The organism is Amycolatopsis pigmentata, assembly GCF_042684065.1.
Taxonomy (GTDB): Bacteria; Actinomycetota; Actinomycetes; order Mycobacteriales; family Pseudonocardiaceae; genus Amycolatopsis_E; species Amycolatopsis_E pigmentata.
Genome location: NZ_JBHUKR010000006.1, coordinates 955,929 through 981,587 on the forward strand (window position 1 = coordinate 955,929; position 25,659 = coordinate 981,587).

Consider the following 25,659-nt stretch of genomic DNA (forward strand, 5'->3'; position numbering starts at 1 on the left):
CGAAGACCCCCAAGGAGGCGACCGGTGGCCCTGCGGATCTGAACATTCCGCTGGAAAGGTCCACTGTGGACCCTCGCTGACCTCTGCGGACACGGCGGTGGGCCTGGTCACCGTCACACTCTCGCAACTCGCGTGCCACCGGCGCGCTTGCCTGGGAAAATGACGAGGACCGGCGAGCGCGGGATCTGGGCGGTGATGCGGGAGGTGTCCGAACAGGGAAGCGAGCGCAGGGCGCGTGCCGCTCCGCTGCTGCGTGACGTCCTGCGAGCCGCCCGCCGCCCGACCTGGCGGCTGGTGGTGGACTGGATCCTCACCGCGGCCGGTATCGGCATCGCGGTGTGGCGCCTCGCGCCGACCCTGACCGCGGTCAACGACCTGGGGGTCCGGCTGGCCGGCCTGAACTGGGGCTGGATCGCGCTGGCCGTGGTGGCCTCGGTGATTTCGCTCGCGACCTACGGGGAGTTGCACCGCAGCATGCTCTGGGCCGGCGGCGCCAAGCTGGATTTCCGCACCGTGCAGACGGTGAACTGGATCGGCAACGCCGTGGCGCAGACCGTCCCCTCGGCCGGGGCGACCGCGGGCGTCGCCTACTCCGTGGCCGCGTTCCGGATCCGGGGCGTGGACACCGGGCTTTCCCTGTGGACGTCGGTGCTGGCCGCGTTGCTGTCCGGGGGAGTGCTCGTCCTGGCGGGCCCGCTGGTGCTGGCCTACGACGGGATCCTTCCGGTGCCGGTCGCGGCGGTGCTGTCGGGCCTGATCGCGGTGGTGATGTGGGTGGCGTGGTGGTTGTTGCGGCGGCCCGCCTCGCTGCACTGGCTCGCCCGCGGCACCACTTCCGTGGCCCGGCATCTTCCCGTGGTGCGGAACGCGAAGTGGCTCAGGCACGACCCCGGTCGCGCCGACGCGGTGTCCGAGCGGATCGCCCTGCTGCACCCGTCCACCGGGCGGTGGTGCGGCTTCTTCGGTATCGCGCTGGTGAGCTGGGCGTTCGACTATGTCACCCTCGTCGCGTGCGTGGCGGCGGCCGCGGACACGGTGCCGTGGGCGGCGGCCGCCGCCGGCTATCTCGCCGTGCAGGCGAGTATCGGGCTGCAACTGACCCCGGCCGGCGCCGGTGCCGCCGAGGCCGCGTTGCTGGCCGCGTTGTCCGGCGGGGGACTGGTTCCCGCGTCGGCCGCGGTCGCGGTGGTGCTTTTCCGCGCCATAACGTGGCCTTTACTCGCCGCGGCGGGCTGGGTGGTCTTCCTGGTCACGGGATGGAAACGGTCGCGGCAGTCCTGAGACCCTCTTCGAACGCGTCGTTGCCTGGTCAGGCGGGTTCCTCCGGCTCAGGGGCCAAGTGTGTCCGGATTGGTGCAGGGTCAATACTTTCCGTTAACGATCACGGGAACCGGTGGTACTAGACTTCCGAATGACACCGATGGAATTCCCTGTGCCGCCTGGGGAGTGAACCGTGAGCGCGTTGACGCACGCCGAATGTTTCCAGTTGGTCGGATCACCCGAGCGCGGGCGCCGCGGTCTGGTGTCGATCGACGGGAGACCTCCGGTCGCGCTCGCGTGCGTGGTGCTCGACAGCGGCCAGTTGCTGATCCCGACCGGAACCGACCGCACGCTCGTGCGCGCCGCGGCGGGCCGTCCGGTGTCGGTCGAGTTCATCCACCACGACCACGGCGGCCGCGGCTGGTGGATCTCGGGAATGGGGCTGGCGCGCCCGATGGGTTACGCCGATCGGCCGCATCCCTTACCCCGCACCACCGTCACCAGTGCGATGACCTCCCCGTTCGCCAACGGCATCGTCGTCGACGTCGCCCGCCTGACCGGCCGCCGGGACCTCGACTGACCTTTGTGGACAGTCGCGCGTCCGCTCCGGCGCGTGGCCAAAGTCCCCGGTGACGAGACCTATGGACCTGTAGGGTCCAGGACCGGCCCTGCCCCGGCCCGCCATGGCCCCAGGCCCTTCCGCGCTCGTGCTCGCCCGCCAGGCCTACGAGGAGGCGGCACGCGCGGCAGCACGGCATGCGGCCGCCGGAGCGGCACTATGCGCGGTGACCGCGGAGGCGAACGCCACCCGGCGGCGCGTCCGCGCCCTCCGGCACCACTGGATCCCGGTCCTGGGCGAGGCGCTGGCGGCGCTCGCAACGGGAACTCGAAGAGCTGGAACGCGCGGAAGCGGTGCGCCGGAAGGCCGCGCCGGGCACACTTTCCTGATTCGGCAAAATACTCGAGTTATCCTGGGGAACCTGTTCTCTTTCCGAGTATCAAGTGATTATCAAGTGGTTGAGCTTTTCTTGAGGTTCGCCGTTGTCATGCCAGGGGCTTGACCATTGGTTATCGGCTTTCCGGACCGTTTCGATGGACAATAGGGGCAGCTTTCGTGAGCGTCCCTACCGTCACCGGATGTCTCTTCGGAACCATGAAGCCGAAGACTTCGGATACGGACGACAGGCCGGGACCGGCCGACTCTCGATCAGGATGACCATGACTGCGACTGCGATTATCTCGGGGCTCCAACAACTCGGTTATGAGCGATACGACCTGGCGTCGGCGCTGGGTGTCTCCGCGACGGACGCGGGACTTCGCGGTTTGACCACGGAGTTCGAAGAACTGCCACCAGACCCGTACGCGCCGGAGGACGGACGTTTCCGGCGTTTCGGCCGGGGCGTCCTCCTGCCGTGGAACGGCGCATTCCACTGGATGCCGGACACCGCGGCGGCCGACGGCAGCCAGGACGATGGTGTCACGCTGTATCAGCAAGGGGCCTACAACCCGGAATACCTCGGTCTGGTGCGGCGGATTCCGGGACTGACCGAGGGTGTCCGGCGGAATTCCCTGCTGGCCGAAATGGTCAGCTTCGACTTTTCACAGACCACCTGGAACAACGCCGAGCTCTGCTCGCCGATCGTGGTCGGTGTCCACCTCATCAAGCTGGCGGTGACCGGCCCCGGTGGCCGTGCGGTCGCCAGCCCCAACATGCTGCACCAGGACGGCGAACCCTACACGTTCGCGCACCTGATCTACCGCCGTAACGTGGCAGGGGGCGAGAACGTCATCGCCACCCCGCATTGTGCCGGAAGCGTCCCCGAGGACGTCGCGCCGGAAAACCTGCTGGACCGGTTCACGATTTCGAACCCGCTGGACTCCTACGCGGTCAAGGACGACATGGTCAGCCACTATGTCGCGCCGATCACCGCCGATTCCGGATCCGGGCCCGCCGAGCGAGCCATCCTGCTGATCGACTTCACTCCGATGGTGCCGCGAACGTGAGCGTGAACGCCACGGAATACGAGCGCGGGTGGCCGGCGGCGGTTGCTCCTCCGACGGTCGCCCGTGGCAGGGCGAAGCCGCTCGCGTTGGCCTCCCTGGTCCTGGTCACCGCTGTCTGGGGTGGCGCGTTCGTCGTGGTGAAGGACGCGACGCGACAGGCGTCCCCGATGGACTTCCTGGCCGTGCGGTTCCTCATCGCGGCCGTCGTGCTGGGGGCATGGCGCCCACGCCGGGTGCTGGAGCTGAGCCGGAAGCAGTGGGGGCATGGCCTCCTGCTGGGCCTGACGCTGGGCGCCGCGTACCTCGCGCAGACTTACGGACAGCAATACACGTCGGCCTCCATGTCCGGGTTCATCACGGGAATGTCGGTCGTCTTCACCCCCGTGATCGCCGGTTTGCTGCTGCGGCACCGGATCGGCCGGTGGACCTGGGGTGCGGTGGCGATCGCCACGGTAGGCCTGGGAGCCATGTCGCTGCGGGGCTTCGCGATAGGGCCGGGTGAGGTTCTCACCTTGCTGTGCGCGCTCTTCTTCGCCCTGCACATCGTCGCGCTGAGCGAATGGTCCACACCGCGCGACGCCTACGCGCTGACCGTGGTGCAACTGGGTGTCGTCGGGGTGCTCTGCCTGATCCTGGGCGGCCGGGACGGCATCGTCCTCCCCGCCGACCCGGGCTTCTGGATCTCGGTCATCGGACTGGCCGTGGTGGCGACGGCGGGCGCCTACTTCGCTCAAACCTGGGCACAGTCCCGGTTGCCTGCCGTCGTGGTGGCCGTGGCACTGACTCTGGAGCCGGTCTTCGCGGGCGTTTTCGGTGTGCTGGTGGACCACGACGAGTTGACGGCCCGCATCCTCCTCGGCGGGGCACTGGTGGTCGGGGCCATGGTTCTGACTGAGTTCCGTTCCACCGCACCGAGTTCGAAGGACGCCCCGGGAAGCCTCGGGTAGCGGGCTTCAGGCACGCGGCGCGGGCAGGGGAGAGCGCGCGATGAGGACCGGGCAGTCGGCGTGGTGGATCAGCGCGTGGCTGGTGGAGCCGAGCAGCAACCCCTGGAACCCGCCGCGTCCGCGGCTGCCCGCCACCACGAGTTGGGCGGTCCTGCTCCGGTCCAGCAGGTGGTCGCGCGGCCGGTCTTCGGCAAGCACGCGCTCGACGGTGACCTCCGGATACTTTTCCTGCCATCCGGCAAGGCATTCGGCGAGCAGCCGTTCCGCCGCGCCACCGGGACTTTCGACTTCCAGGGTGCCCCTGGCGGCCCCGAACGTTTCGGCCAGGTCGAGGTCGTGCCAGCTGTGCGACGCGATCAGGTGGACACCGCGGACCGACGCCTCCTGGAAGGCCAGTTCGAGGGCCGGTTCCGACAGTGCGCTGCCGTCCACTCCGGCGACGACGGGGGCGTCCGCGCGACCGTTGGGGTCACTGCCTCTGATCACGGTGACCGGACAGTGCCCGTGTGCGGCGAGCGCAGTCGCGGTCGATCCGGCCAGCAGGTCGGCGAAGGCGCTGTGGCCCCGTGAGCCGAGCACGACCATTTTCGCGGTGTGGGAACGCCGCAGCAGCAACGGGATCGACGAGTCCACAACGGACTCCACGGTGATGTCCGCCCGGGGCCGCACCCGCTCGGCGACCGCCATGGACTCCCGCAGGAGCTGGTCCGCCGCCTGCTTTCGTGCGGCGATCCAGTCCGAAGCGGACGGTCCGGGCCGTGGCCCGCTCTCGGGCACTTCGTAGGCGTGCAGCAGAACCAGCGGCGCGTTCCAGCGCACCGCTTCGCGTGCGCCCCACGTCACGGCGTCCAGTGCCTGCCGGGATCCGTCCACGCCCACCACGATCGGCGGGCCGCCCGCGCTGACGTGCATGACACCACCTTCGCGCAGGCGACGGCCTCCCGCGAAGGGCACTAGGTCACCAAAACTAGGTCACCAAAACCCATGTCCCCAAAACCGTTTGAGCGCACCAGATCAGCAGATCCGGGGCAACTGCTCGCCGACCAGCATGTCGACCACCCGCCGCGAACCCACCAGGGTGCGCGCGGCCACGCGCCCCACCGGTCCCGCGGTGACGGTTCCGATGACGCGGGCCTCGCGGCCGGCCGGGTTGGCGCGCATCGCGGCGAGGACCGCGTCGGCGACCTGCGGTGCGAGGAACGCGACGAGGCAACCCTCGTTGGCCACGTGCAACGGATCCAGGCCCAGCAGTTCGCACGCGGAAGCCACCGCTTCCGGCACACCGATCGCGGACTCCTCGACCTCGACCCCCACGCCGGACGCGGCGGCCAGTTCGTTGAGCGCGCTGGCCAGCCCGCCGCGTGTGGGGTCGCGCAAGGTGTGCACCCCGGCACCCCCCGCGTCGATCATGGCGGCCACCAGTTCGTGCAGCGGGCGGCTGTCCGACCGGATCGCGGTTTCGAAGCCGAGCCCTTCCCGCGCGGACATGATCGCCATGCCGTGCGCGCCTATCGGCCCGGACAACACGACGACGTCACCGGGCACGCCACCGGTGGCGGTCGGCGCCGCGCCCGGTCTCCGCAGGCCGATTCCCGTGGTGGTCAGGTAGACACCGTCGGCGGCACCCCGCCCGACGACCTTCGTGTCGCCGGTGACGACACGGACCCCGCACGCTTCGGCCGCCTGGCCGGCCGAAACGGTGATCCGGCGCAGTTCGTCGACCGGGAAGCCCTCCTCCAGCAGGTAGGCCAAGGACAGCGCGACCGGCCGCGCGCCGCGCATGGCCAGGTCGTTGACCGTGCCGAACACGGCCAGCGAGCCGATGTCCCCACCGGGAAAGAACCGGGGTGTCACCACGAAACCGTCCGTGCTGAACACGATGTCCACGCCATCGGCGGTGACCACCGCGGCGTCTTCGAGTGGTTCGTGTTCGCCGAGCCCCGGGGTGATCACGTCGTCGAGCAGTTCGGCCATCAGCTGACCGCCCGAGCCGTGGCCGAGCAGGACCCGTTCGGTTTCGGTGCGGGGCAACGGGCAGGTCGCGCCCACCGGGTCCAGCGTCGTCATACCTTTTCCTCCGTGAGTTCGGGCCGTCGCCCGGCGTGGTAGAACGCGGCGCACGTGCCCTCGGCCGAAACCATCGGCGCCCCCAGCGGGGTACGCGGTGTGCAGCGCACGCCGTAGGCCGCGCAGTCGGTCGGCAACCGGGTCCCCTGAAGGATTTCGCCCGCGATGCATTCCGGGTGTTCCTCGGTCGCGACGTCGTCCCCGGCGAACCGGCGTCCGGCGTCCTGCGCGGCGAACTCGGGCGCGAGCACCAGTCCGCTGGCGGGGATTTCGCCGATGCCCCGCCAGGTTCGCGCGGCCACCCGGAAGACGCGGCGCAGCACGTCCTGGGCCGTGGTGTTCCCGGACCGCCGGACCGCCCGCGCGTACTGGTTCTCCACCTCGGCCCGGCCGCTCTCCAGCTGCCGGACCGTCATCAGGATGCCTTCCAGCAGGTCGAGCGGCTCGAATCCGGTGACCACGATGGGCACGTGGTAGCGGGCGGCGATCGGCTCGTACTCGGTCCAGCCCATCACCGCGCAGACGTGGCCGGCGGCCAGGAAACCCTGGACCTGGTTGGCGGGGGAGTCGAGGATCGCGGTGATCGCCGGCGGCACCAGGACATGACTGACGAGCACACTGAAGTTCGTGACACCGCGCTTCGCCGCGTCCAGCACCGCCATCGCGTTGGCGGGCGCGGTGGTTTCGAACCCCACCGCGAAGAACACCACTTCGTGGTCCGGGTTCCGCTGGGCGATCCGCACCGCGTCGAGCGGGGTATAGACCACCCGGACGTCCCCGCCACGGGCCTTCACCCCCAGCAGGTCACCGGTGGTCCCGGGCACGCGCAGCATGTCGCCGTAGCTGGTGAAGATCACGCCGGGCCTGGCCGCGATGGCGACCGCCTTGTCGATCATCGCCAGCGGGGTCACGCAGACCGGGCAGCCGGGGCCGTGGATCATCCGGATCCCGGCGGGCAGCAGCTCGTCGATTCCCTGACGCACCAAGGTGTGCGTCTGGCCGCCGCAGACCTCCATGATCGCCCACGGGCGGGTGGCGGTGGCCCGCAACTCGGCCAGCAGGCACCGCGCCAGCTCGGGATCACGGTACTCGTCGAGGTATTTCACGGTTCCGCCCCGAGTTCCGTGGTGAGCGCGTCCGGAATCGCCTTGATCACTTCGAGCGTGCGCACGGCCTCTTCCTCGTCGAGGAGGCTGATCGCGAAACCGACATGCACGATGACGTAGTCGCCGACACCCGCTTCCGGGGTGTAGGCCAGGCACACTTCCCGCCGCACCCCGCCGAAGTCGACGGTGCCCATGGGCAGTCCGTCGCCGGTGATGGCCGTGATCCGGCCGGGGATCCCCAGGCACATGACGTCAGGCCGGAACGGGTTCGGGGGAGCGGTTTTCCAGCGCGTCGGCCACGGCTTCGTCGGACAACGGCGAAAGTTCGCTGTAGAGGTTCCGGGTGGCCTGACGCCACGGCTGGCGGCGGAGGCACACCGTCATGTCCACCCCGGCGGAAATCCGCGCCAGCGCGTCCACCGGCGCGACGGGCACGGCGAGCACGATCCGCGCCGCGCCGCGGGCGCGCAGCACGCGGATGGCCGCGCGGACGGTGGCACCGGAGGTGATGCCGTCGTCGACGAGGATCACGGTACGGCCGGAAACCGCGGTGCGATGGAACAACCGGGGGGAGGCGACAATCCGGCGCGTGAGTTCGATGCGCTTCCTCTTGGCCGCCGACCGGAGCTGAGCCGGGCTCATGCCGAGGCGATTGGCCGCGTCGTAGTCGGTGACGAGAACGCCGCCCTCACCCACCGCGGCGAGCGTGGTTCCCGGCCATTCTTCCGCTTCGACCTTCCCGACGGGCAGGACGTCCAGCGGTGCGCCGAGCACCCTGGCGATTTCCGCGGCCACCACCACGCCGCCACGCGCGACACCCACCACGACGGGGTGGTGACCGCGCAGGCTCAGCAGCTTTTCGGCCAGGGCTTGACCCGCTTGCCTGCGATCCCAGAACTGCATCGCACCTCCACGCGACATCGATCTCGCGGCCTTCGCGTTCCACCGTGCCGTCACGGCGCCTGTCGGCGTCAGGGCTGGAGGTAACCGGGGCGCAAGGCCGAAAGTCATCCGCTGACCAGTACCGCGGCGCCGTGCACCCGGTCGCCGGCGAGGTCGGCGAGCGCCCGCGCGGCATCCTCGAGCCGGTACGGCGTGGTGACCACCCGCAGCGGGTGCTCCGCCGCGAAGGCGAGGAAGTCACGGGCGTCCTGGCGTGTGTTCGCGGTCACGCTGCGAAGCCGCCGCTCGAAGAACAGGTGTTCCTGATAGTTCAGGCTGGGGATGTCGGTGAGGTGGATTCCCGCCACGGCAAGGGTTCCACCCCGGTCCAGCGCGGCCAGGGCAGGCGGGACGAGCTCTCCGGCCGGGGCGAACAGGATCGCCGAATCGAGCGGCTCCGGCGGCGGTTCGGCGGCCCCGGAGGCGGAAGCGGCCCCGAGTTCCAGCGCGAGTTCGCGCGCCTCGGCATCGCGGGTCATCACGTGCACGGTGGCGCCTTGGGCGATGGCTACCTGCGCGGCCAGGTGCGCGCTCGCGCCGAACCCGTAGATCCCCAGGCGACCGCCCCGGAATCTGTCAGTCGCGCGAAGTGCGTCCGTTGAGGGCGATGGTGGGAGACGGGTGGGGAGTTCGGAAAGGCACAGCGCGCGGTACCCGATGATTCCCGCGCACAGCAACGGCGCCAGCTCGGTGTCGGAGTATCCGGCCGGCAGCCGGTGCGCGAACGCGGCGGGCACCGTGGCGAACTCGGCGTAACCGCCGTCGGCGTCCCAGCCGGTGTAAGTCGAAGCGGGACAAAGGTTCTCCGCCCCACGCCGGCAGTACCGGCACACCCCGCAGGTGCCGCGAAGCCAGGCGATGCCCACCCGGTCTCCGGCGGCGAACCCGCCGCCGCCGGTCCCGGCGACCTCGCCGACCACCTCGTGTCCCGGCACCACGCCGGGCCGGTGCACGGGCAGATCTCCTTCCACCACATGCAGATCGGTCCGGCACACCCCACAGGCGCGGACCCGCACCAGCAACTCGCCCGGCGCGGGATGGGGCACGCCTTCGGTGCGCAGGCCGAACTCGCGGATCTCCGGCGGCCCCGGCCGGTCCACTCGCCAGGCCCGCATGGTCACACCGTGTTGAGCGCGGCGTGCACGTCCGCGGCGACGGCCGCCAGCAGCTCTTCGGTGAGGTCCGACAACGCGCGGGCGATCGCCAGCTCTTCCTTGATCTGCGGAACGGCCAGCCCGTACAGATCGCCGGAGGCGATCCCGATGCCGGTGAAGGAGTTCCCTGAGCCGTCCTCCAGCCGGACCTCGGCCCGTTTTCCCTCCCGGGCGTCCGTACCGGTTTCGTCCTTGATGGTGACGTCCATCGTCCACGGGTGCGTGATCGTGGGCTCGGTCATGGGTTCATCCTCCGCCGGTGATGAAGCTGACGCGCCGCGCCAGGGAAACCGTGTGGTCGGCGAATCGTTCGACGAACCGGCCGAGCAGGGCGAGGTCGCGCATCAGTTTCCCCTCCAGAACTCTTCCGGGTCCATGAGGACCGGCTTCCGGCCGAAACGCAGGTAGAGGAGCGGGCCGACGAAATTGATCGCGATGATCAGCGCCCACGCCGGTTTCGGGCCGCGCACCGCGGCCGCGGGCCGCCGGGAGAGGTCCCACCAGGCACCACCCGCGAGCGTGATCTGCACGACGGAGGCGGCCACGATCGTCCTCCGTCGCGCCGTGCTCAGGTCCTGCCACCTGCGGTGCGTCACGGCCTGCTCCCGGAGTCGGCGAGATCTTCGACCACCTCGTCCAGCGGCCGCCGCGGCGTCGCGGGCAGCGGGTCGGCGTTGACCGGGGCCCAGCCAAGGCGGAACACCATCTGCGGGAAGCTTTCGCCGGTGACCTGGGTGCGGACCCGCTCCCGGGTGCCGGCCACCTCCAGCGCCTCGGTGAGCGGGCAGGTCGCCAGTCCGAACGTGGTGGCGGTGAGCAGCACCGCACTCGTCGCCTCACCGGCGCGCAACCGCGACATCGGGTCGTCGGACGCGGTGGACAGCACGGCCAGCACGGTGTCGTCACTTTCGCCGGCCGCGGTGACCGACTGGGCCAGGTGCGGTTCCGCGAAGTGCCGTCCGGGCAACGCCCCCGGTGACTGGTCCGGCGCCGGCACGTTGGCCGCGGGCACGCCGTCGAGGGATTCGTAACGGCCGCTCCACGCCGCGAGTTCGGTGCGGTAGGCGGGATCGTGCGCATGCGCGTTGGCGGCTTCGCGAATCGCTTCGGCCAGGTGATACCGGGCGGGATCGGTCGCGGTGCGGAACACGGTTCCCTCGTCCGCGGCGCGCGCCGCCATCTCGTCGAGGTAGCCCGAAGGCACCGTCCACGAGCTGTGCCGCCGCCGGTCGGTGCGCCGCCGCGGAATCGCCGCGGCCAGCACGATTTCGGCGGTGCCCGGTTCGTGCCGGTGCAGTTCGATCGAAGCCAGGTGGTCCGGCTCGTCGGCGTTGGGCAGGTGATGCACCTCGGCCCGCCAGCCCAGCGCGGCGAAGCCCACGCGCAGGTGGTGCAGGGCCGCGCCACAGCTGATCAGCAGGTCGCGGCCGTCCGGGTCGGTGCCGGGAAGCTGCCGCTCGCGGTCGGCGTAGAGGTGCACGGTGCGATTGCCGACCCGCCAGCGCCACGGTTGCGAGTTGTGCACCGAAGGCGCGCGCACGGCCAGTGCCAGCGCGGCACGGACGGTGTAGTCGTCGGGGAGTCCACGGTCCATCGGAATCGGCTCTTTTCTCGCTCGTCGGGTGACACCTCGAATCTGCCAAGCGGGTGAGGACGGCGAGAGGGCCGGAAGGCACACGCACCGGGGACCTGTGTCCTCGCGGGTCACCGGCCCCGCTCCCGGGCCGTCCGTGACGAGCACCACGCGCCGCGAACCGTGGGCGTGACCTCGCCGCGACCGGACACAGTGGACGATACGTCCGAAAGTCCACAATGGACAAATGTGACATCGCCGGGTGGATGTGCATCGGTGCGGCGAGGCGGCGTGGCGGTATTTCCGCCGTTGTCCCAGGTCAATTCCTACCGCGACCCGGTGCGACGGGGAGTCGCCGTGCGAGCCCCCAGGCCGGGTCTCAGTCTCCCTCGTATGTTGCACTCCGCGATCACGATGATCACTCGATGTGAAATCGCGGCGGATTGTTGCACGCTGTTGTTAGGCCGTACGGGTGATTGCGGCCAGGGGCGGTGATCGGTAAGCCATACGTCGTATGGCGGTCGGTTTTCGCCGCCGACTCTGCGGTAGCATCCCCGCACCAAGATCGTCAAAGTCAGGCCGAGCCCTGCTGCCCCGTGACGGCGCGTGGCGGCGGCCCGATGTTGCTGTCCTTATGGGAAGGACCGGATGTCCGATCTCCAGATACCCGACCGGCCCGGCCAGCTGTGGGAACACAGCGAGGAGCCGGTGCCGACCGACGCGGACTCGGTGCGGCCGTTGCGCTCGCACGTGCTCCGGATTCTCGTGGTCGCGGTGGCCATCGCGGCGGTACTGGGCGCCGTCGGGGTCGTGATCGCGGCGCAGGCCAGCGGGTGGACACCCCTGATCTGTGTGGTGGTCGCCCTCGGCTGCGTCGTCGTGGCGCTGGTCGCGGTGTCCCGCGCCGGTGCCGCGGTGTCCGACCACGGCATGCTGACGCAGGTGCCGAGCCGGCCCCGCTACGAGCCGCGCCCCGACGAAGGGCACCAAGATTTCGGCCAGTCGATGTTCGGCGACGACCCGAACCAGCGCCGCGAGGTCTTCGGCAAGCTCGCCCGCCGCCTGCAGTCGCTGGTGAACCGGGCGATCCAGCGGGTCGACGGCCTCGAGCGCGAGATCGAGGACCCCGAGCTGCTCCGCGGCCTGTACGAAATCGACCACCTCGCGACCCGCGTGCGCCGCCAGTCGGAGAACCTCGCCGTGCTGGGCGGCGGCGTCGCGCAGCGCCGGTCGAACACCGCGGTGAGCGTCTACGCCGTGCTGCGGTCCGCGGTGGCGGAAATCGAGCACTACAAACAGGTTTCCATCGTCCCCGTCGAAGGGGTGAGCCTGCACGGGCACGCGGTGGCGGAGATCATCCACCTCCTCGCGGAACTCCTGGAGAACGCGACGACCTTCACCGCACCCGACGCGCCGAAGGTGGTGCTGCGCGCCCAGCGGGTCACCGCCGGGCTCGCCGTCGAGATCCAGGACCGTGGCCTCGGCATGACGGCCGAGGACCTGCACCGGATCAACCGCCTGCTCGACGGTTCGGCCACGATCGACCTCGGCGAGCTGCTTTCCGACGGGCGCATCGGGATGGCCGTGGTCAAGGAACTGGCCCGGCGGCACAATATCCGCGTTCAGTTGCAGAGCAACATCTTCGGCGGCATCGACGCCGCGGTGGTCATTCCCCACACGCTGCTCAGCACGCAGGAAGGCCAGCTGCAGCCACAGCAGGCGCAGCAACAGCAGGCGCAGCAACAACTCCAGCAGCAGCAACTCCCGCAGCACCAGCCGGTGCAGCAGTACCAGCCGCAGACGTCCCGGGAGATGCCCGTCCCGGAGCAGGCGATGCAGGCCAAGCCGCTCCAGCAGCCTTCTTCGCAAGGCGGCTACGCCCAGTCTCTCCAGCAGTCCCCGAGTCCGCACGAGCGGGCGAGCAGGACGAACGACCAGCTGCCGCCCCTGCCTTCCCGTAATCCGGGTGGCAGCCCGAAGCCGCCGTCACCGCAGCCGGCCGGCTCCGGGCAGGGGCAGGAGGAGCCCCCACCCCTCCCGCAGCGCCGGGGCACCCATCTCCGGCCCGAGTTGCGCGAACCGCCACAACCCACCAGGCCGCTTCCGGGTCACAACACGAACCTGATGGCGACCGTTCAGAAGGGCTTCGAACGAGGCCGTGAGGCGCTGGACGAGTCCACGCCGCCGGCGCACCAGCAATATCCGATGACACAAGGAGATTCCACGCAATGGCCGACGACCTGACCTGGCTGCTGACCCGCCTCGCGCAGGCGGTTCCGCACACACGCAGCGCGGTGCTGCTGTCTGCGGACGGGATAGCCAAGTCCTGGCACGGTGTGGACAACGACGGCGCGGACCAGCTGGCGGCCATGGCGAGCGGTCTGTGTTCGCTCGCCCAGCAGGTGGGCACCCGGTTCGGCGGCGGCGACGGGGTCCGGCAGGTGGTCGCCGAACTGGGCGAGGTCATCCTGTTCGTCACCGCGGCCAGCGAAGGGACGGTCCTGGCGGTGCTGGCGGGCCGGGAGGTCGACGCGGGAATCCTGAGCTACGAGATGGGCAGGCTGAGCACCCAGGTCCCCAGCTACCTGGCGACGCCGAGCAGGCACGGTTCGGGCAACGGGAACTGGTGACGTGACCGAACCTCACGACGACGAGTTCGATTTCGGCACCGAGCTGTGGGAGCGTCCCTACACCGTGACAGGTGGCAGGACGCATCCCACCGCTCCGCTGGATCTGATGTCCTTGGTTCTCGCCACGGGCAGAGGGAAGATCTCGCCGGCACGGCTGGGGCGCGAGCACGCTCAGGCGCTCCAGCTGTGCCAGGCGCCGTTGTCGGTCGCGGAGGTCGCGGCCCACCTGCGCCAGCCCGTCATGGTGACCAAGGTGGTGCTGTCCGACCTCATCGAGTCGGGCGCGGTCACCGCCAAGGACCCGCACGCCCTCGACACATCCGATCCGGTCCGACTGAAGGCATTGCTTGATGGTCTCCGACGTCTTTGAGATGTTCCCCACCCAGTTCAAGATCCTCATCGCCGGCGGTTTCGGGGTGGGGAAGACGACCTTCGTCGGTGCGGTGAGTGAAATCGAGCCGCTCACCACGGAGGAAACCCTGACCACCGCGAGTATCGGCGCGGACAACCTCGCCGGGGTCGAGAGCAAGACCACGACCACGGTGGCCATGGACTTCGGCCGCATCACCTTCCACGAACAGAACATGATCCTGTACCTGTTCGGGACCCCGGGCCAGAACCGCTTCTGGTTCATGTGGGACGAGCTGTCCCGCGGTGCCCTGGGCGCGGTCGTGCTCGCCGACACGCGCAGGCTCGAGGACTGTTTCGCGGCGGTCGAGTTCTTCGAGCGGCGCGAAATCAGGTTCATCGTCGCGATCAACGAGTTCGACGGTGCCTATCGCTACCGTGACGAGGACCTCCGGGCCGCGCTCGCGCTCAAGCCCCACGTGCCCCTCGTGCGGTGTGACGCGCGAGTGGCCCGGTCGGCCAGCAACGTGCTGATCGACCTCGTCGAACACGTGCTCGCACTGTCCGTTCCCGACAGCCCCAACCAGTCGGCAGCCCATGCCGAAATACGGAGGTAGCCATGAACCTGGACTCTCTCGACGACCGCTACCTGACGGCGCCGAACGACCCCGAGCTTCCCCAGCGGATGGCGCGCCTGCGCCAACTCGGCCTCGCCAACCAGCCGGACCAGGAGTTCGACCAGTTCGCCGCCAAGCTGGCGCGCATCACCGGCGCGCCGTACGCGATGGTGAACTTCGTCGGCGACCGGGTGCAGTACTTCGCCGGTCTCTACACCCCGTCCAGCACGCAGACGACCGCGGCGTTGCAGGCCGCGCAGGCGTCCGGGCACGCCGAGGTGGGCCGGGAAATGGGGCTCGACCACGGTTACTGCCCGCACGTCGTCACCCGCCGCAAGGCACTGGTGCTCGACGACGTGTGTGACTATCCGCGGTTCGCGGGCAACCCGGTCGTGGACAAGATCGGGATCCGTTCGTATCTGGGCGCGCCGTTGATCGACCGCACGGGCACGGCGCTGGGCACGATCTGTGTGGTGGACACCGAGCCCCGGCCGTGGGGACGCCCGGGGCTCGGGACCATCAAGACGCTGGCCGCCGAGCTGATGGAACTGATTCAGCGGCGCGAGTCGTGACGGCCGGGCCGTACGGCGTCCGCAGTTCGGCCGACAGGCGCTGGGACCATTGACCCCTGGTCCGGCCCAGCGCCGCTTCGGCCAGCCTGAGCCGCTGGACGTCGGACGTGCCGGCCGGCGCGTAGATGTGGTAGGCGTCGCGTACGTACCGCTCGATGGGGCGATCGGTGGACAGGCCGTACGCGGCGTGGATCTCCATCGCCAGGCGCGCGGAGTCCAGTGAGGACTCCACGTTGACGAGTTTGGCGTTCATCAGTTCGGTGTCGCAGGGCACGCCCTGGTCGAGCAGGTGCGCCGCGTGGTAGGCGACCAGCCGCGCGGTCATGAGCTGGGACTGCATCTGTCCCAGTTTCTGTTTGACGGTGGGAAGTTCGCTCAGCGCCTGGCCGTATCTGAGGTGGGTCACGGCGAAGGTGACGGTCTGTTCGACGATGGCCTGGTGGATGCCCAGGGACACCGCGGTCAGGTTCGGACGTCCGTAAAGGACACTGGACGAGTAGGCGACGGCCAGCCCGCTGCCCTCCTCGCCGAGCAGGTTTTCGCGTGGTACCCGGCAGTTGTCGAAGACGAGCTCGCCGAAGCTGAAGCCGTGCAGGCCCATTGTGGACTGTTGCTTCCCGAGGGACAGGCCAGGACGGGTCGATTCCACCAGGAACGCCGACAGCCCGCCGGAACCGTGCCCGGTCCGGACCACGACCCCGTGCAGGTCACCGACGTGGCTGTTGCCGACGAAGACCTTGCGGCCGTTGAGCACGTAGTCGTCACCGTCGCGCTCGGCGGTCGCCGTCATGCCGAGCACGTGACCGCCCGAGTCGGGTTCGGTGACCGCGATCGTGGGCAGGCAGGCGCCCGAGGCGATCGCGGGCAGCCACTGGTTCTTCTGGTCGTCGTTGCCGAAGTGCAGGATCTTCGCCACGCCGAGCTGTGAAGCCTGGACCATGGCGCCCATGGCGCCGCTGACCCTCGACAACTCCTCGATGATGATGGTCTTGGCCAAATGCCCCAAGCCCATCCCGCCATACTCGGGCCCGATCGTCACGCCGATCCATCCCTGTTCGGCGATCAACCGCGACAGTCCATGATGGACAGTACGGGAGGTCTCCATCTCGCTGATGCGCGGGCGCACCTGCGTTTCGGCGAAATCCCGGACCTTGTCGCGAAGACGATCGTGCGCTTTGGTCACGAAATAGCCACTTGCCTGGGTTCCCAGGTCCAACGCGCACTCCCCAATGACGTACCGCCGCCCCATCGCGGACTCAGTACTTTCTGGTGTTGACAAAGATCCACCTTGACAGCAACGCCTGAAGGTGGGTACCGCCTACTTGGTGATCCGAACAGGGCTTTTCCTCTCGTCTTCCGCTTGTCAGCTACGAAAAGTTAGCACGGTGCCCGTTTCGGGCCGCGACCTCACCGAGCAAACACGTTCATGTGCGAACAGTGACGACGGGATCTTGTCCCGTTTGGTGAGGTAGAACCACTGTAGAACAATGTTCAAGGCAAGGATGAACGAGATCCCGCGTGCTTTGGGTCATCTCGGACCCCTATGAAGATCGTCATGTGGCGTACGTCGCCGCGATTTGGTATGCCCCGGGGATATCGGGCGCACTCGACCGCGGTATCCGGTGGGACCTGGGGTAACTTACCCCGGTCCCCGGGGATTTCCGGCGCGTGTGGACTGATTCACCACGTGATTCGTCCGTTCCATTCCATGAATCAGTCTCATGAGGACAGTCGCGGACGTACTTGTCCATTATGGACACTGGTGTGATGTGGACGGCCGGGGATCCGCACCCGGCCCTGGACCCTCGATCGTTGCGGCGGCCGACCATAATGGGACCGGTGGATCCCGAGCTGACCGGCGCCCGGTTGCTCGCCGGGACGATCGTCGACCCGGCCGGTGTGATCAGGGCCAAGCAGGTGCCGATCGCCCGTGCCGCCGCGTTCGAAGAACACGGCATGGGTGCGTCACCGAGCTGGAACGTGTTCTGTATCGACAACGCCGTGGCGTTCACCCCGCGCTTCGGTGTGGTGGGCGACCTGCGGCTGCGGGTGGACCTCGCCACCGCGCGCTCGCTCGGTGACGGGCTGGCGTGGGCACCGGCGGAGATGGTCACGCAGGACGGCGAGCCCACGGCGGTCTGCACGAGAACGCTGCTGGGGCGCCGCGTGTCCGCGCTCGCCGCGGACGGGTTCACCGCGAGAGCCGGCGGCGAGGTGGAGTTCGTGCTCACCGAGGGCGACGGCACACCGCGCCACACACCGAAATGGAACCCTTATGGCCTCAGCGCGGTGCTCGACGCCGAGGCATTCCTGACAGACCTCGCCGGGACCGCGGAGGCGGTGGGACTGCCGGTCGAACAGGTCCACGCCGAATACGGTGACGGGCAGTTCGAATTGTCGCTGAGCCCTACCGATCCGGTGACGGCCGCGGACAATGTCGTCCTCGCGCGGATCCTCATCGGCCGCGTGGCACGCCGGCACGGCTTGGCCGCGTCCTTCTCGCCGTTGCCGTTCGCCGGTGGGAGCGGCAACGGCGCGCACCTGCATCTTTCACTCGCGTGGCAGGGCAGGCCCCTGCTCTCGGGTGGTGATGGCCCCCACGGGCTCACCCACGACGGCGGGGCGATGATCGGGGGGCTCGTGGCCGGCCTGCCCGAGGTGACCGGAGTGCTCGCCGGGTCGGTCCTGTCCGCGCAGCGGTTGCGCCCGGGACAGTGGGCGGGCGCGTTCGCCTGCTGGGGACTGGAAAATCGCGAGGCCGCGGTGCGGCTGTGCGCGGCCACTCCCGGCGCGGCGCACGGTGCCAGCCTCGAAGTCAAGTGTGGGGACCCCTCGGCGAATCCCTACCTCGCGGTGGCGGTTCTGCTGGGGCTGGCCCACGACGGCCTGACCCGCGAGGCCGCGCTGCCGCCGGAAATCACGGCCGATCCCGCCACGGTCGCGGGAGCGCTCCGCCTGCCCGTCAGCCAGGCCTCCGCGCTGCGGGCGCTGGAAGAGTCCGCGCTGGCCCGGCGTCTGCTGGGGGAGGAGATTCTGGAAGCACTCCTCGCCGTCCGCCGTCACGAACTCGACAGCTACGGCGAGCGGGACCTGGCCACGATCACCGAACTCTTCCGGTTCGCCTGGTCGTGATCGGTCAGGAAGCACAGAGCGCGGCGAAACGGGCCGCGTCCACGTTGCCTCCGGAGATGATCACGCCGACACGCTCCGGTACGTCGTCGAGCCGTCCGTGCACCAGCGCGGCCAGGCCGGTCGCGCCGCTCGGTTCGACGACGATCTTGAGGCGTTCGAAGGTGAACCGCATCGCTTCGCGGATCTCGTCGTCGGTGACCAGGACGATCTCGTCGACCAGCTTCCGGTTGACCGAAAAGGCCAGTTCGCCCGGAGTGCTCACGGCCTGCCCGTCGGCGATGGTGCGCGGCACCGGGATCGACACCCGCCTGCCTTCGGCGAGCGAACGCCGGGTGTCGTCCCCTGCTTGAGGCTCCACCCCGACCACCCGGATCGCGCCCAGCATGCCCTTCGCGGCCGTGGCGCTGCCGGCGATGAGCCCGCCGCCGCCGACCGGAACGACCAGGGCGCCGAGTTCGCCGGCGTCCTCGACCAGTTCCAGCGCCGCGGTGCCCTGCCCGGCGATGACGTGCGGATGTTCGTAGGGCGGAATGAGCGCCAGGCCGCGCTCCGCGGCGAGCGTGGCCGCGATCGCCTCCCGGTCCCCGGTGTAGCGGTCGTAGGTGACGACCTCCGCGCCGTAGCCGGCGGTCGCTTCGACCTTGCCCCGCGGAGCGTCGTCGGGCATGAGGATCACCGCGCGGCTGCCCAGTTCCCGCGCCGCCAGGGCAACCGCCTGGGCATGGTTGCCCGACGAATAGGCCGCGACCCCTTGGGCCAGCTGTCCCGCCGGCAGCCGGGAGATCGTGTTGTAGGCGCCGCGGAACTTGAACGCGCCCGCGCGCTGGAAGTTCTCGCATTTGAGCAGGACCTCGGTGCCGGCGAGTTCGTCCAGCGTGCGCGAGCGCAGGACGGGGGTCCGGTGAGCGGCGCCGGCCAGGCGGGTGGCCGCGTCGCGGACGTCGTCGAAGGTGACCGGCGGTGTGTCAGTCATGCCTGCCCTTCTCTGTTCAGGTGCCACTTGCTACGGCACGCCGAGGACGTCGGCGAGCTCTCCGAAGCTGGTCACCTTGAGGTCCGCGGTGACGTCCGCGGCACGGTCGGCCTGGCCGTCGGGTCCCTTTTCCCGTGGGCGTTCGAGGAAAGCCGTGCGCAGTCCGGCCGCGGCGGCGCCGTCGAGATCCCACTTGTGCGCGGCGACCAGCAGAATTTCCTCCGGCCGCACGTCGAGCAGGTTCGCCGCCGTCCGGTAAACCGTCGCGTCCGGCTTGTACGCCCGGGCCAGTTCGGCCGAAAGGATGCAGTCGAAGGGCAGGGCCGCCGCCTTGACCAGGTTGGTGAGCAGGGCGAATCCGCCGTTGGACAACGTGGCGGTGAGGTAAGTCGCGGCCAGCCTGCCCAGTCCCGTCACCGAATCGTCCCAGGCGGGCAGGCGGTGCCACGCCCGGACGAGGCGGGCGCGGGCCGCCTCGTCCACCGCGGCGGCGACCCCGTGTTCGGTCAGCAGGTCGTCGAGGGACTCACGGTGCAGCGTGTCGAGGTAGGCCCAGTCCCGTTCGCCGTCACGCACGCGGGCCATCGACGGGAGGTACCGGCCACGCCACTCGGTGGCGAACTGCCCGCCGTCGATGCCGACGCCCAGCTCGCGGAAGATCTCACCCGCCTGCCGCGCGACCCCGCTGTACCAGTCGACCGTGGTGCCGAAGACGTCACAGGCCACCGCCCGTATCGACGCCGGATCGACCTCGGGCATGGGCGCCTCCCTGGTTTCAGCGGGTGGCCGACACGGTCACCGTGAGCACTTGCGGATCTTGAGCGTAGACCGCTCCGCTGAAATCCGGGCCAGGGGTGACGTCGTCGTAAGGAAAAGCGTAGCCGCGGTTGCCGGGAAGCCGCGCGTGCACGACACGGGCGTAGTGGTTGGTGACGGAGTTCCGGTAGAACTTCGCGGGGTCTTCGGCGGTCGGCTGGACGGGGTTGTCGAGCAAGGTGGTCCGGTTGAACGCGGCGGCCAGCCGGGGAACGATGGCGATCCTCGCGGCGCTCGAGCCCTGGGGGATGGCGAACGGGCCGGTGTCGCAGCTCAGCACGTCGGCGGTGACGGGCTTGCCGAAGCTTTCGCCGTTGTCGAAGGTCAGCACGCCCCCCGAAACCCGGCCGGTGAAGGAGCCGAGCCCGGGGTTCTGTGAGTCGACGGTGAGCGTGGTCCCGCTGTAACGCTGCCACACGGCGTCGATGTAACCGTCGAGGTAACCGGCGAAGTCGCCGGCCTTGTGGTGCGCGGCGATCACCCGCAGGTTCCGCCCGTCGGAACGTTTCTGGACGAGCCCGCCCCACGGACCACCCACGGCGGCCAGGTCGGCGGCGATCCCGTCGACCGAACCGGCGGGCAGCCCCGCCACCGACTGTTCCGGGACCGACGCGGCGGTCAGGTCCAGCCCGATCGGCGGGCCCACGAGGTCCACGTAACTGATGTTCGCGTACAGGCCGGCGTCGTTGAAGGTGAACTCCGCGAAGCTGAAGTCCTTGCCGTAGTTGGTGTCCGAGGTGTTCAGGAAGCTGGGGTGGACCAGCGCGGGGCCGGGGTTGAGGTAGAAGTCCAGGCGGGCGCCCCCGGTGACGACGTAGAGCCGTGCCGCCGACATCCGGGGCACCGTGATCTGGTTCGGCAGGGGGATGGCGCAGTCCACCGGCAGTGGCGTCTGCGGTGAGGACGGCGACGAGGGGTAGTACGGCGACCCGTCGGATCGCAGGAGGACGAGGCGGTTGTCCGCGGAAGTGCCGGTGACGTAGGCGAATGACCCACCGGAGCCGGAGTTGTCCGTCAGGCGCAGGGTGAAGGCCGACGGGGCGGCGGAGGCCGCGGGGAAGCGCGAGAGGCCGGCCACCGTAACCGATGCCGCGGACAGGACCAGGAAAGAACGTCGAGATAACACGGGAAACTCCTCGTCGTTGGGGAGCCTTCCAGTTAACGACGATATCGGCGCATGGTCTAGACCAAAACGCCGATTTCAGACGATCGATGTATAACGTCCTATACGGCACTGCCCGGGCGGCTTCGCCGCCGCGCCGTCCAGGAGCCGGAAATCTCAGATCAGGCCATGACGAAGGGCATGGGCGACGGCGTGTGTCCGGTTGCGCAGACCGAGCCGGGCGAGCAGGGCGTGCAGGATGTTCTTGACCGTGCGTTCGGAATAGGCGAGCGCGGTGGCGATCTCCCCGGTGTCCATCCCGTCGGCGAGCAGGCGGAGCACGTCGGTCTCGCGCTTGGACAGGCCGGTCAGGGTGAGGTCGCGCGGCGCCAGGGTGTCCTCGTGCAGGCGCGACAGGCTGCGCAGCAGCATGCCGAGTTGCTCGGCGGGCAGGTCGCCACGGCCGTTGTGGGCATCGGTGATCGCGCGGAGCAGACGCGGCGTGGTCGCTTCCGCGCGCGGCACCAGCACCACGAGCCCGCGCTCCACGGCGGCCCACAGGTCGGCGGGCTGGGCGTGGTCGGCGATCAGCACAAGCCGTATCCGCGACGGAGGCAGGTCGGTCAGGTCCGCTCCGGCGATGGCGACCACCACGTCGGCGTGGTCGCTCTCGGTCGCCTCCGCGGGGACCAGTTCGATACCCGGCTTGTCGCGCAACTCGACGATCAGCCCGGCGCGCAGCAGGGGATCGGCGGCACGGACCGCGACGCGGACGACCGGACGGGGCTGTGGGGTGCGCATGGGCCTGTCCAGGAAGTCGATCTTCTGCGGCATGCTGCCAGAAAACCGGATTCCGGCAGGAAAAACGAGGCGGAAGGACAGGCAGTTTTCCGCCGGGGCGATCCTGCCGGTTGAATGGACCACGGTGGATGAGTCATTGACGTTCGGAAAACTCCTGCTCGGCCATCGCCGCGCGGCGGGTTTGACGCAGGTGGACCTGGCCGAGGCGTCGGGCATGAGCGTCCGCGCGTTGCGTGACCTGGAACGCGGACATTCGCACGCGGCCCAGCGGCGCTCGGCGCAGGCGCTGGCGGACGCGCTGGGCCTGGACGGTGACGACCGGGAGCTGTTCCTGGCCGTGGCCAGGGAAGGCAGACGCCGCGCGCGGACCCCGGACCTTCCCCGGCCCTCGGAACTGCCTCCGGCAGTGCCGGACCTGCTCGGACGCGAGGACGACCTGGCACGGCTGCGCTCGGAGATCGCCTCCGGCGCCGGCGTGATCGCCATCATCGGCTATCCGGGAGTGGGCAAGACCGCCCTCGCGGTGTGGGCCGCGCACCGGTTGCGGGACGAATTCCCGGACGGCTGCTTCGCTGTCGACCTGCGGGGTATGGACGAACGGCCGGTCACCTCACGCGAGGCACTCGATCAGTTGCTGCGCGCGCTCGGGGTGGCCCCGCAGCGGATCCCGTCGCCGGAAGCCGAGCAAAGCGCGCTGCTCCGGTCCGTGGTGGCCGGCCGCAGGGTGCTGGTGTTGCTGGACAACGCCGCGGACGAGGCGCAGGTGCGCCCGCTGCTGGCGGCCGGTCCGGGCAGCCTGATCCTGATCACCTGCCGTCAGGCGCTGGCCGGGCTGGAGTCGGCCCGCTGGGTGTGGCTGGACCCGCTGCACGTTCCCGACGCGGCGGACCTGCTGGCTTCGATCGTCGGCCAGGACCGGGTCCGCGCCGAACCCGACGCGGCGGCGGAGCTGATCCGGTTGTGCGGCAGCCTGCCCCTGGCGGTCCGGATAGCCGGCAACCGGCTGGCCACGCGGCCGCACTGGTCGATCGCCTACCTGGTCACCCAGCTCCAGAACGAGCGGACCCGGCTCAGCTCGTTGTCGGCAGGCGACCTGCAGGTACGGCTGGCGTTCGAGATGTCCTACCGGCGCCTGTCACCGGCCGCGCGGCTGGTGTTCCGGCGGCTGGCGGCGCTGCCCGGCAGCGATTTCGGGATCTCCTCGGCGGCGGTGGCCACCTCCATCACCGAGCCGGACGTCCATGCCTACCTCGATGAACTGATCGACGCCAGCCTGGTCCAGTCCTCTTCGACGCCGGGCCGCTTCCGGTTCCACGATCTCATCCGGCTCTTCGCGCGGGAACGCTGGGAAGCGGAGGACAAGCCGGGCGATCGGAAAGCGCTTTCCACCGCCGTGCTGGAGTACCTGATCGGCACCGCGACGGAGGCGGGCATGGTCTCTCGGGACGGCCTGCGCGAGGGCGGCCGGTTCTCGTCCCGGCGGGAGGCGGTCGAATGGCTGGACCGCGAGGTCTCGAGCTGGCTGGCCGCGCACCGCGAGGCGGCCAGGCTCGGCTGGGATCGCGAAGTGATGGCTCTCGCCGAGGCCCTGTTTCCCTATTCGTGGGGACGGAGCCAGGGTCGTCCGTGGGTGGAGATGTTCACCCTGGGTGTCGAAGCCGCGCGCCGGTTGGGCAGTCCGGAGGAACAGGTGAGGCTGCTCAACTTCACCGGAACCGCGCTGAGCTTTTCGCTGGGGGACAACGAGGAAGGGCTCGTCGTGCATCGCGAGGCCCTGAAGATCGCGCTGGAGATCCCGGAAGAGGTGGAGGAGGGACGCACCCGCAGTCATCTGGCCCGGACGTTGTTGCGGCTCGGCCGTCCGGAAGAGGCGCTCCGGCATGCCGGACGGGCGATGGAGATCGCGCCCCGGATCGGTCTGTGGGAGGGGCAGTGCATGATCCGCAACGTGATGGGCTCGATCCTGACCACGCTGGGCCGTTACGAAGAGGCGCTTTCCGTGCACCGGGAAGTGCTCGCCGCCGTCGGCGACTACCGTCACGAGGCGAAGACGGACCTGCAGGCGTACCCCGTCTGCGAGGCCCTGCTCGGGAGCGGGCACGCGCTGGCCGGCCTGGGGCAGTGGCGGCAGGCGGCGAAGACCTACCGGGAAGCGCGGATGTTGTTCCGTGACAACGGATTTCACGTCGACGAAGCCGAGTCGGCGCTGTCCGAAGGGATCGCGTTGCGTGAAGCGGGGGCGCCAGCCGAGGCGCGGAAGTGCCTGCGTTTCGCGCTCGCCATCCTCACCGGCATGTCCGGTATGCGAGTGGTGCGGCAGCGGGAGAGAGCGCTCGCCGAGCTGGCCAGGACGCCCGAAGATCACCAAACCCCTGGGGCGCCAGGGTGAAGGGCGTGCTCAAGCTCGCCCTCGGGGTGATGACCGCGATCGGCGGTTTCGTCGACATCGGCAACATCGTCACCAGCGGGATCACCGGGGCACGGTTCGGCATGACGCTGGCCTGGGCCGTGGTGTTCGGTACCGCGGCCATGATCATCTATGGGGAGATGGCGGGCCGGGTGGCGGCGGTGGGCAGGCGGACGGTCTTCGACGTGATCAGGGAACGCCTGGGGGTGCGGGTCGCGCTGGGGAACCTGGTGGCCACCAGCCTGCTCGCGGTGCTCACCGCGACCGCCGAGATCGGAGGCGTCGCGTTGGTGCTGGAGCTGTTCACCGGGGTGCCTTACCTGGTCTGGGTTCCGGTGGTGGGACTGGCTGTCTGGCTGTCGATCTGGCGGCTGCCGTTCCATCTCCTCGAGTCCGTCTTCGGGCTCCTCGGCCTGGCCCTGCTGGTGTTCGCCGCCGCGCTCGCCGTGCTGCCGATGGACTGGTCGTCGGTATGGCACGAGATCGTCGCCCCGTCGGTGCCGGCGGGACAGACGCTGCCGGACTGGTTGTTCTACGCGATCTCGCTGATCGGCGCCTGCATCGTGCCCTACCAGGTGATCTTCTTCTCCTCCGGAGCGCGCGAGGAAGGATGGGGCGTCGGGCAGTTGCGGGTGGCCAGGCTGAACACGCTGGTCGGGTTCCCCCTGGGCGGCCTGCTCACCCTGATCATCATGGCCGCGGTGATCCCGCTCCTGCGGCCAGGCACGGTGCAGGTGACCCAGCTCGGGCAGGTGACGTTGCCGGTGGCGCGGGCGTTCGGGGCCGTCGGCGTGATCTTGAGCCTGATCGGCTTCTTCGCGTGCATCTTCGCGGCGGCCGCCGAGTCGGCGTTGTCGGCGGGCTACGGCGTGGCGCAGTTCTTCGGCTGGTCCTGGGGCAAGTGGCGACGACGGGAGGAGGCACCGCGATTCCACCTGGTGTGCCTGGCGACCCTGCTGGTGGCGACCGTGGCGATGCTGACCGGGATCGATCCGGTGACGGTGACGCTGTTTTCCGTGGTGCTGGGCGCGGCCGCGATCCCGCTGACCTACTTCCCGCTGCTTGTGGTCGCCAACGACCGGGAATACCTGGGGAAGTACGTGAACAAGAGGTGGCAGAACGGCTTGGCCATGCTCGTGCTGGTGGTGATGCTGATGGTGTCGGTGGCCGCGATCCCGTTGATGATCGTGACGCGGGCGGGGCAGTGA

Annotated in this window: 27 protein-coding genes; 13 read left to right on the plus strand and 14 right to left on the minus strand. The window is 69.6% G+C overall.

Annotation, left to right across the window (positions count from 1 at the left end):
- The first annotated feature begins 159 nt into the window (after positions 1–159).
- From ACFSXZ_RS12350 to ACFSXZ_RS12370, 5 genes are all read left to right on the plus strand, one after another.
- Positions 160–1,281, plus strand: coding sequence for a lysylphosphatidylglycerol synthase transmembrane domain-containing protein (locus tag ACFSXZ_RS12350; RefSeq protein WP_378264516.1), 1,122 nt, complete (start codon positions 160–162; stop codon positions 1,279–1,281).
- Between the two features lie 172 nt (positions 1,282–1,453).
- On the plus strand, positions 1,454–1,840 hold the full coding sequence (locus ACFSXZ_RS12355) for a hypothetical protein (RefSeq protein ID WP_378264518.1): 387 nt from the start codon (positions 1,454–1,456) through the stop codon (positions 1,838–1,840).
- A 103-nt stretch (positions 1,841–1,943) separates the two neighbouring features.
- The gene (locus ACFSXZ_RS12360) at positions 1,944–2,321 is read left to right on the plus strand and encodes a V-type ATP synthase subunit D (RefSeq protein ID WP_378264520.1); all 378 of its coding nucleotides are present in this window, start codon (positions 1,944–1,946) and stop codon (positions 2,319–2,321) included.
- Between the two features lie 157 nt (positions 2,322–2,478).
- Entirely contained in the window at positions 2,479–3,264 is a 786-nt protein-coding gene (locus ACFSXZ_RS12365; protein WP_378264522.1) for a 2OG-Fe dioxygenase family protein, read from the plus strand.
- Entirely contained in the window at positions 3,261–4,211 is a 951-nt protein-coding gene (locus tag ACFSXZ_RS12370; RefSeq protein WP_378264524.1) for a DMT family transporter, read from the plus strand. The genes ACFSXZ_RS12365 and ACFSXZ_RS12370 overlap by 4 nt, the downstream gene beginning before the upstream one ends.
- Positions 4,212–4,217: 6 nt before the next feature.
- On the opposite strand, the gene ACFSXZ_RS12375 is transcribed toward ACFSXZ_RS12370, so the two are convergent.
- From ACFSXZ_RS12375 to ACFSXZ_RS12415, 9 genes are all read right to left on the minus strand, one after another.
- Positions 4,218–5,123, minus strand: coding sequence for a universal stress protein (locus ACFSXZ_RS12375; RefSeq protein WP_378264526.1), 906 nt, complete (start codon positions 5,121–5,123; stop codon positions 4,218–4,220).
- Between the two features lie 102 nt (positions 5,124–5,225).
- The gene (gene hypE, locus ACFSXZ_RS12380; RefSeq protein WP_378264528.1) at positions 5,226–6,278 is read right to left on the minus strand and encodes a hydrogenase expression/formation protein HypE; all 1,053 of its coding nucleotides are present in this window, start codon (positions 6,276–6,278) and stop codon (positions 5,226–5,228) included.
- On the minus strand, positions 6,275–7,384 hold the full coding sequence (gene hypD, locus ACFSXZ_RS12385) for a hydrogenase formation protein HypD (protein ID WP_378264529.1): 1,110 nt from the start codon (positions 7,382–7,384) through the stop codon (positions 6,275–6,277). Before hypD ends, hypE begins: the two co-directional genes overlap by 4 nt.
- Complete coding sequence (locus ACFSXZ_RS12390) at positions 7,381–7,632, minus strand: HypC/HybG/HupF family hydrogenase formation chaperone (protein WP_378264530.1); 252 nt, start codon at positions 7,630–7,632, stop codon at positions 7,381–7,383. Before ACFSXZ_RS12390 ends, hypD begins: the two co-directional genes overlap by 4 nt.
- 4 nt (positions 7,633–7,636) lie before the next feature.
- On the minus strand, positions 7,637–8,287 hold the full coding sequence (locus tag ACFSXZ_RS12395) for a phosphoribosyltransferase (protein WP_378264532.1): 651 nt from the start codon (positions 8,285–8,287) through the stop codon (positions 7,637–7,639).
- A gap of 104 nt (positions 8,288–8,391) precedes the next feature.
- Positions 8,392–9,441, minus strand: coding sequence for an alcohol dehydrogenase catalytic domain-containing protein (locus ACFSXZ_RS12400; protein WP_378264534.1), 1,050 nt, complete (start codon positions 9,439–9,441; stop codon positions 8,392–8,394).
- Positions 9,442–9,443: 2 nt separating this feature from the next.
- Positions 9,444–9,722, minus strand: coding sequence for a dsRBD fold-containing protein (locus ACFSXZ_RS12405; protein ID WP_378264536.1), 279 nt, complete (start codon positions 9,720–9,722; stop codon positions 9,444–9,446).
- Positions 9,723–9,824: 102 nt separating this feature from the next.
- On the minus strand, positions 9,825–10,076 hold the full coding sequence (locus ACFSXZ_RS12410) for a PLD nuclease N-terminal domain-containing protein (protein ID WP_378264538.1): 252 nt from the start codon (positions 10,074–10,076) through the stop codon (positions 9,825–9,827).
- Positions 10,073–11,074, minus strand: a complete 1,002-nt coding sequence (locus tag ACFSXZ_RS12415; protein WP_378264540.1) for an Acg family FMN-binding oxidoreductase — start codon at positions 11,072–11,074, stop codon at positions 10,073–10,075. The genes ACFSXZ_RS12410 and ACFSXZ_RS12415 overlap by 4 nt, the downstream gene beginning before the upstream one ends.
- 627 nt (positions 11,075–11,701) lie before the next feature.
- Between ACFSXZ_RS12415 and ACFSXZ_RS12420 the strand changes: the two genes are divergently transcribed.
- The 5 genes from ACFSXZ_RS12420 to ACFSXZ_RS12440 are packed head-to-tail and all read left to right on the plus strand — an operon-like array spanning position 11,702 to position 15,220.
- Positions 11,702–13,297 carry a sensor histidine kinase gene (locus ACFSXZ_RS12420; protein WP_378264542.1) on the plus strand — a complete coding sequence of 532 codons (1,596 nt, stop codon included), beginning with the start codon at positions 11,702–11,704 and terminating at the stop codon, positions 13,295–13,297.
- The gene (locus tag ACFSXZ_RS12425; RefSeq protein WP_378264544.1) at positions 13,282–13,683 is read left to right on the plus strand and encodes a roadblock/LC7 domain-containing protein; all 402 of its coding nucleotides are present in this window, start codon (positions 13,282–13,284) and stop codon (positions 13,681–13,683) included. Before ACFSXZ_RS12420 ends, ACFSXZ_RS12425 begins: the two co-directional genes overlap by 16 nt.
- A gap of 1 nt (position 13,684) precedes the next feature.
- Positions 13,685–14,053: a DUF742 domain-containing protein gene (locus ACFSXZ_RS12430; protein WP_378264546.1), complete on the plus strand. Its 369-nt coding sequence runs from the start codon at positions 13,685–13,687 to the stop codon at positions 14,051–14,053.
- Complete coding sequence (locus tag ACFSXZ_RS12435) at positions 14,034–14,648, plus strand: GTP-binding protein (protein ID WP_378264548.1); 615 nt, start codon at positions 14,034–14,036, stop codon at positions 14,646–14,648. The genes ACFSXZ_RS12430 and ACFSXZ_RS12435 overlap by 20 nt, the downstream gene beginning before the upstream one ends.
- Before the next feature lie 2 nt (positions 14,649–14,650).
- Positions 14,651–15,220, plus strand: coding sequence for a GAF domain-containing protein (locus ACFSXZ_RS12440; protein WP_378264550.1), 570 nt, complete (start codon positions 14,651–14,653; stop codon positions 15,218–15,220).
- Here ACFSXZ_RS12440 and ACFSXZ_RS12445 read toward each other — a convergent pair.
- Complete coding sequence (locus tag ACFSXZ_RS12445; RefSeq protein WP_378264552.1) at positions 15,168–16,436, minus strand: acyl-CoA dehydrogenase family protein; 1,269 nt, start codon at positions 16,434–16,436, stop codon at positions 15,168–15,170. The two genes, ACFSXZ_RS12440 and ACFSXZ_RS12445, sit on opposite strands and share 53 nt — an antisense overlap.
- A gap of 623 nt (positions 16,437–17,059) precedes the next feature.
- Here ACFSXZ_RS12445 and ACFSXZ_RS12450 point away from each other — a divergent pair.
- Entirely contained in the window at positions 17,060–18,352 is a 1,293-nt protein-coding gene (locus tag ACFSXZ_RS12450) for a glutamine synthetase family protein (RefSeq protein WP_378264554.1), read from the plus strand.
- Positions 18,353–18,356: 4 nt separating this feature from the next.
- Here the strand turns inward: ACFSXZ_RS12450 and ACFSXZ_RS12455 are convergent, their stop codons facing one another.
- The 4 genes from ACFSXZ_RS12455 to ACFSXZ_RS12470 form a co-directional block, all read right to left on the minus strand.
- Positions 18,357–19,325: a pyridoxal-phosphate dependent enzyme gene (locus ACFSXZ_RS12455; RefSeq protein ID WP_378264556.1), complete on the minus strand. Its 969-nt coding sequence runs from the start codon at positions 19,323–19,325 to the stop codon at positions 18,357–18,359.
- A gap of 30 nt (positions 19,326–19,355) precedes the next feature.
- Complete coding sequence (locus tag ACFSXZ_RS12460; RefSeq protein ID WP_378264558.1) at positions 19,356–20,084, minus strand: haloacid dehalogenase type II; 729 nt, start codon at positions 20,082–20,084, stop codon at positions 19,356–19,358.
- Between the two features lie 16 nt (positions 20,085–20,100).
- Positions 20,101–21,267: a beta-1,3-glucanase family protein gene (locus ACFSXZ_RS12465; protein ID WP_378264560.1), complete on the minus strand. Its 1,167-nt coding sequence runs from the start codon at positions 21,265–21,267 to the stop codon at positions 20,101–20,103.
- Between the two features lie 153 nt (positions 21,268–21,420).
- Positions 21,421–22,077 carry a helix-turn-helix transcriptional regulator gene (locus ACFSXZ_RS12470; protein ID WP_378264562.1) on the minus strand — a complete coding sequence of 219 codons (657 nt, stop codon included), beginning with the start codon at positions 22,075–22,077 and terminating at the stop codon, positions 21,421–21,423.
- Between the two features lie 91 nt (positions 22,078–22,168).
- Between ACFSXZ_RS12470 and ACFSXZ_RS12475 the strand changes: the two genes are divergently transcribed.
- Together ACFSXZ_RS12475 and ACFSXZ_RS12480 are read left to right on the plus strand one after the other, a co-directional pair.
- Positions 22,169–24,433, plus strand: a complete 2,265-nt coding sequence (locus ACFSXZ_RS12475; protein WP_378264564.1) for an ATP-binding protein — start codon at positions 22,169–22,171, stop codon at positions 24,431–24,433.
- 5 nt (positions 24,434–24,438) lie between these two features.
- Positions 24,439–25,659 (plus strand): NRAMP family divalent metal transporter, encoded by a 1,221-nt coding sequence (locus ACFSXZ_RS12480; RefSeq protein ID WP_378264566.1) that lies wholly within the window; start codon positions 24,439–24,441, stop codon positions 25,657–25,659.